This window comes from Blautia sp. HCN-1074, from assembly GCF_037890165.1.
Lineage (GTDB): Bacteria > Bacillota > Clostridia > Lachnospirales > Lachnospiraceae > Blautia_A.
Window position 1 is genome coordinate 1 of record NZ_JBBKBP010000044.1, and the last position, 6,166, is coordinate 6,166.

A 6,166-nucleotide genomic window follows, 5' to 3' on the forward strand; every position below is an offset into this window, starting at 1 on the left:
CCCTTAATCAGCGGTTAACGAGCATAAAATCCACTCTCCACCTCAACCGGCACAACCTTCTCCTCAACCCCCTCAATCCCAATAAAACTCTGCCTATACAACATCTCCACCATCCTGGCAAGATCCTCCCTGGTCCCCTGTGCCTCCATCTCGACACGCTCATCCCAGTTATTCCTCACCCATCCGGTCACTCCCAGAGAACTCGCAATATAACACGCCCGGTATCGAAACCCGACCCCCTGCACTCTCCCCGAAAACCAATAATGCTTCCTGATCAGATTCTCACTCATCTCCGACCCATGTTCCTCCTGCAAGTTATTCTTCCCCCAGACTCCCCGGCCCTTCTCATACTCCCTGGTATCATCCGCACCCGTCTCAGAATCCTGAAGAAAAGTTCTATACTTCTTTTTCTTTCTATTACCAAATATACTCACTCAGTCATCCTCATCTCATCAGTCGCTCTACACATATACACCCCTACTCCCTGTTTTTCACAAGTCAATCGAATATTCGCAATCCGCTTTCGCTACTTGCTCATAACCAAATAACTGCTTCGCAGTTTATCAGAAGGGGCTTGTACCCCTTCTGATACAAGCAAGTCCCCACCCACTGCTTATTGCTCTTCGCAACCTCCGCAGGGGACTTGCTTGATTTGGTTAAAACAAGGGAACTCACCTGACTCGATCAAACTCTGATCACAAATCCATCTTTTCTCGCCTTAGCTTCCGGATACTCTCCAGAACGATAACCAAGTACACAATGGCCAATACCAATATAAGACTCCGGCACACCCCATTCAGCTTTCAGCGCTTTACCCTCTTCAGACGCAAACACTTCTCTCGCACGATGAATCCAGCAGGAATCCACACCAACTGCATGAGCCGCATTCATCAGATTTCCCATAACAAGACTTCCATTTTCCACACAAGTGCCCTGCTCACTGTCAGCAAAAACCACAATAACAGTCGATGCTCCATAAAACGGATCGCTCTTTGCCCCCATTACATCCGCATTCATTTTAGAAAGCTTCGCAACAAGCTCCGGATTCTGAGTCACTACCATAAGAGTTCCCTGCTGTCCCATTCCACTCGGCGCATACTCACCAGCTTCAAGAATCTCATTTAATACCTCTTCCGGCACAAGATCTTTCTTATATCCACGTACACTTCTGCGTTCTAAAAGATTTTTCATTGTTTCATTCATGTCAGTATCCTCCTGTATTTTCACATAGTAAACAGCAACAAATTTTCCTATATTATACCACCACCTTTGTCAAAACTCATCTATAATTTCACACTTTCACAGACAAATCATCCTTGCCCCCAGTCCCTATCTAGTCTATAATGGAAAGTATACTATTACGAGGTGTAACTTATATGAACAAAAAAGAAATTTCCGAAATCAAGAAGCAGTTCACACCAGAGAACTGCTCTATCACCCGCATTTGCGGATGCTATGTTGACGGAGAAAAGAACAAAAAAACCGAATTAAAAGAAGCATTTCTCTCCCTCTCCGAAGAAGAAATGTTCAAATATTTTGATATCTTCCGCAAATCCCTTTCCGGAACAATTGGGAAGAACCTGATGAACATGGAATTTCCTCTTGAACAGGAATCCGAAGGCGGAACTCAGCATTTCCTTATGAAACTGAGAGAAAGCAAACTTACAGACGATGCACTGGTCGAGAGTTTTTACGATAAAATCATCGAAAACTATGATTATCCGGAGAATTATTACATTATCCTGATTCATGGAGTATATGACATTCCCGGAAAATCCTCCGATGGTTCCGAAATGTTTGATGCCTCAGATGAAATTTACGAACACATTATGTGTTGCATCTGCCCGGTGAAACTTTCCAAAGCAGGACTTTGCTATAACGCGGAGACCAACAGCATTCAGGACCGCATCCGCGACTGGATCGTAGAACTTCCGGATGTTGCTTTTCTTTTCCCGCAGTTTAATGACCGCAGTACGGATATTCATGGAGTTCTTTATTATAGTAAGAACGTAAATGAACTCAGAGATATTTTTATTGATGAACTCCTTGGATGCAATGCCCCTCTCTCCGCCGGTGGACAGCGTGACTCTTTCAATGCACTGGTCGAAGATACACTTGGTGAGGACTGCAGCTATGATACGGTATTAAATATTCACGAGAAATTAAACGACCTGATTGAAGCTCAGAAAGATGAACCGGAGCCTGTAGTTCTGACTAAATCCGAAGTGAAACGTCTTTTCGAAGAATGTGGCGTAGAAGATGAGAAGTTACAGTCTTTTGACGAGCAGTATGAAATTACTGCCGGAGAAAAATCCTCTCTGGTTGCTTCTAATATTACCAATACACGAAGATTCGAGATTAAGACTCCTGATGTTGTCGTTCACGTAGACCCTGAACGTGCCGATCTCGTTGAGACACGCGTGATTGATGGACGAAAATGTCTTGTAATTCCAATGGAAGGTGAAGTCGAACTTAATGGCATTCGCGTACATACAGGAAGTGAAGATTCTTCGAACGAGGAATTCAGCGAAAAATTTAGCGAAGATTTCAGCAACGGAAGCCATATTAAAGCAAACGATGAATTCAGTGACACAATAGAGGAGGCATCTGATGCAGAATAATCGTAAACTATTATTTTTTGACATTGATAAGACTTTACTTACCCCTTATCCATGGGCTGTTCCGGCCAGTGCAAGAATTGCTTTAAAAAAAGCCCACGATAATGGACACCTGCTTTTTGTCAACTCCGGACGTACTTATGCCATGATTCCTGAAATAATCCGGAAGATTGGCTTTGACGGATATGTCTGTGGATGTGGCAGCCAGATTTATATGAATGGAGAACTTTTATTTTCCAGTTCAATTCCCAATTCACTCTGTCGTGAAATAATAGAAATACTAAGAAATTGCAAGATCCCCGCATTTTTTGAGCGTCCGGACAAAATTTTATATGATAACGGATCCTGTTCTCTTCCTGGTGCTATCCAGAATCTGAAAACAGAAGTTGAAGTAGAAGATTTATCTCTCTACACTTCCGAAATCTACCATAGTTTTACATTTGACAAGTTTCTGGCATTTCCTGCCGCAGACTCTGATACGGATACCTTCCGCAAATTTGTTGATGAACATTTTCTGTGTTTTATCCATGATGATAAAGCCTGGGAATTAACTCAGAAAAATTGCAGCAAGGCAACAGGGATCCGGTTTCTGGCTGACCGCCTGGGAGTATCACTCAAAGATACCTTTGCTTTTGGCGACAGCACAAATGATCTTCCTATGCTTCAGTTTGCCGGAAACAGCATTGCAATGGGTGATTCAGATCCTTTGATTCTTCCTCATTGCACTTACCAGACAACCAATATCGAGGATAATGGCATCGCTAATGCATTAAAGCATTTCCTCCTTATTTAATATAAAGCATATAGAAATAACATTTTTGAATATGTTATTTCTATATGCTCAGGAGAATCAATATGAGTATATTTAATCATGAATTTGATGCCGAAACTACACCTTTGTATTTTTCTCTTGCATTAACAAGATCTTATAACATCTACATTGTATACTTTCTGCTATTTATAGTCTGTATCACATGTTTTGGATATCCGGTTAATGTTCTTCCTGTCGCGGGGTGGCTGGCTGCATGTCTTCTTGCAAGACATTACATGAATCGTATCTTTATACGATGGAACTTTTTATTTTATGTTATCATTTCCACAGGATGGATTTCTTATTTCATCTATTATTATGGATGGAATGTTGGCGGTACCAGCTTTATCCTGCCGCTAATGTTAATTTCAATGTTTTCCCTGTATGATACAACCTTTAACAAAATTGCATTTGCAGTTTTTTTATTCATACTGAGAATGGCACTATTTTTTCATTGTCAGAATTATCCGCCAATATACGTCCTTACAGAAGCACATATGCTGATTGTACAAGTTTTAAATACTATTTTATCATTTGTGATCACGGGTGTGATCTGTCTGACATTCAGCGATAATCTTCAGAAAGCAGAGAAGCATCTCATGCTGTATAACATTGAATTAAGACAACAGGCCGGAACCGATCCTCTTACTACTCTGTATAACAGACGCCGTATGGAAGAGGTTCTGGAAAATCACATTAAAGCTAATCCTTATGAAAATTTCAGCATTGCCATTGGCGATATCGATTTTTTCAAAAAAATCAATGATACTTATGGTCATAATTGCGGCGATCAGGTTCTAAAATCTCTCGCAGAACTTTTTAAAGAAAAAACGCTTGGTTCAGGACACGTCTGCAGATGGGGCGGCGAAGAATTTCTCTTCTTCTTTCCGGGAATGAATCTTGACAATGCAAGTACAATCATGAATGAAATTAATATAGCAGTCAGCAAATGTATCATAACCTATAAAGATATTACAGTTCACGTAACTATGACTTTCGGTGTAGAAGAAAACGACTATCAGTCAAATATTTCAGAATTAATCAAACATGCGGATGATAAGCTTTATTACGGAAAAACACATGGGCGCGATACCGTAATTTCCTGATATTGCAGAACTTTCCGGTACCATTGCATTTTATGGCATACACAAGGGTATTCCTGATTCGAGGTTTTTGCGCAATTCATCAGAAAATATTATTCTGGCAATGCAAAAGCAGCTATATGAGAAACGTTTTTTGTTTTCCATATAGCTGCTTTTATTATGTTACCTTATGTTTATTATTCATTACCACAATTCTCTGCGATACAGCAATATAATTTTCCTGTCTTATTCCGCAGCTTCTGTCGGTGTTGCTTCTGGTGTTTCTGTAGCTTCAGCTTCTTCTGTTGGTGTTACAGTTGCCTCTGTATCTTCTGCTGTTTCTGTTTCTTCTGCTGCCGGTGTCTCAGTTGCTTCAGCTTCCTCTGTCACATCAGCCTCCGGTGTTGGTGTTGCTTCTTCTGTTACTTCTGGTGTTGCTTCTGGTGATGGAGTAGGTGTCGAAGTTGGAGCTGTAAAAGTATGTTTATCTGTGATCTTAAGTGTCTTAAGAACTTTCTTTACTACTTTTACATCCGCATCATCCAGCCACTGATTTGTTGTCTCTGTGTAATATGTGCTCTCTTTGGAATTCTGAAGAGATTCTCTCTTGGATGCTGTTGCATCCTCATCATTAATCTTATCAAGTCTTACTACATAATATCCTGTATCAGTCTCAATAATATCATCTGCAACCTCTCCGTCTTTCAGTCCACGTAAAACACTAATAACTTCGTCCGGATATGCTGCCCCGCTGGAGTCTTCATCCTCATCTTCGCTTTCTTTAGTTGTAAAATTACCCTGTACTGCTGAGTAACTCTCATCTACTCCCTGAGCAACTTCGCTCATATCAGCTGTCGGATCTTCTTTCATTTTATCAAGAATCTCCTGAGCCTGTTCTTTCTTAGTTTCTTTATCTTCGTCTGTTACATCATCACCACTTGTAGAGATACTTACATAAGTAAAGGTTGTCTGATTTGCCTCATCATCAGAAACTGTGATATTTCCCTCTGCAACAATCGGGTCATACATCTTTTTCTGGATTGTCTGAAGCTCCAGTAATGTTTTTACCTGATCCTCTGTTACAGCGAGTTCTTTGATTGTCTCTTCGCTGTTTGCAGCCATAAACTGTGATGCAGCATCTGCGATTGCTGTTTCATCTTCATCTGTAAGTTCTACATTGTAATCAGATGCTTTCTCTTTCAGAATATACATTTTCTCAATGGATTCCAGACTGCTTGTCACTGCCTGATCACCATATGTCTCTCTAGAATCTTCATCTGCTGTCTGATCCCAGATATTATCCGCGCTTCCCATATAAGACATATACATGGCGGTTGTCCGCTGCTGCTGTTCACGCGCATAAAGGCTGACAACTCCAAGCGGAATATCTGTTCCGTCTACTGTAGCCACTGTTTTTGTTCCATCTAATGTTTTACTTCCGCAGCCTGTAAGCATACCAACTGACATCACACCTGCCAGTGCTGCTACGGCTGTTCTCTTTGCCATTTCTTTCATTTCTTCCTCCATATTATCAGTCTGGTCTTTCTTCATGTCCCACTTTTCCAGACTGTGCTATTACTAGAGTATAAACTTTTTTCCTGCTGAGGGCAAGGTAAATTAAAAAATAAGTGCTATATTTCACATATTTATCACGA

General features: G+C 40.8%; 6 protein-coding genes. 3 read left to right on the plus strand and 3 right to left on the minus strand.

Annotated features, from left to right (window positions below):
- Window positions 1-14: 14 nt before the first annotated feature.
- Window positions 15-434 carry an acylphosphatase gene (locus tag WKT11_RS19530; protein WP_330489937.1) on the minus strand — a complete coding sequence of 140 codons (420 nt, stop codon included), beginning with the start codon at window positions 432-434 and terminating at the stop codon, window positions 15-17.
- Window positions 435-684: 250 nt separating this feature from the next.
- Window positions 685-1,203: a nitroreductase family protein gene (locus tag WKT11_RS19535; protein WP_117677206.1), complete on the minus strand. Its 519-nt coding sequence runs from the start codon at window positions 1,201-1,203 to the stop codon at window positions 685-687.
- 173 nt (window positions 1,204-1,376) lie between these two features.
- Between WKT11_RS19535 and WKT11_RS19540 the strand changes: the two genes are divergently transcribed.
- The 3 genes from WKT11_RS19540 (at window position 1,377) to WKT11_RS19550 (ending at window position 4,535) form a co-directional block, all read left to right on the plus strand.
- Window positions 1,377-2,621 carry a DUF4317 family protein gene (locus WKT11_RS19540; protein WP_243098546.1) on the plus strand — a complete coding sequence of 415 codons (1,245 nt, stop codon included), beginning with the start codon at window positions 1,377-1,379 and terminating at the stop codon, window positions 2,619-2,621.
- Entirely contained in the window at window positions 2,611-3,411 is an 801-nt protein-coding gene (locus WKT11_RS19545) for an HAD family hydrolase (RefSeq protein WP_118591649.1), read from the plus strand. The genes WKT11_RS19540 and WKT11_RS19545 overlap by 11 nt, the downstream gene beginning before the upstream one ends.
- Before the next feature lie 62 nt (window positions 3,412-3,473).
- Window positions 3,474-4,535, plus strand: a complete 1,062-nt coding sequence (locus tag WKT11_RS19550) for a GGDEF domain-containing protein (RefSeq protein WP_178761068.1) — start codon at window positions 3,474-3,476, stop codon at window positions 4,533-4,535.
- A gap of 222 nt (window positions 4,536-4,757) precedes the next feature.
- On the opposite strand, the gene WKT11_RS19555 is transcribed toward WKT11_RS19550, so the two are convergent.
- The gene (locus tag WKT11_RS19555) at window positions 4,758-6,062 is read right to left on the minus strand and encodes a peptidylprolyl isomerase (RefSeq protein WP_340285724.1); all 1,305 of its coding nucleotides are present in this window, start codon (window positions 6,060-6,062) and stop codon (window positions 4,758-4,760) included.
- Window positions 6,063-6,166 lie beyond the last annotated feature (104 nt).

What these genes read in the sequence shown, in the direction of transcription:
- WKT11_RS19540 (WP_243098546.1), top strand. Translation starts at nt 1,377, where the DNA reads ATGAACAAAAAAGAAATTTCCGAAATCAAGAAGCAGTTCACACCAGAG.
- WKT11_RS19555 (WP_340285724.1), bottom strand. Translation starts at nt 6,062, where the DNA reads ATGAAGAAAGACCAGACTGATAATATGGAGGAAGAAATGAAAGAAATG.
- WKT11_RS19550 (WP_178761068.1), top strand. Translation starts at nt 3,474, where the DNA reads ATGAGTATATTTAATCATGAATTTGATGCCGAAACTACACCTTTGTAT.
- WKT11_RS19535 (WP_117677206.1), bottom strand. Translation starts at nt 1,203, where the DNA reads ATGAATGAAACAATGAAAAATCTTTTAGAACGCAGAAGTGTACGTGGA.
- WKT11_RS19545 (WP_118591649.1), top strand. Translation starts at nt 2,611, where the DNA reads ATGCAGAATAATCGTAAACTATTATTTTTTGACATTGATAAGACTTTA.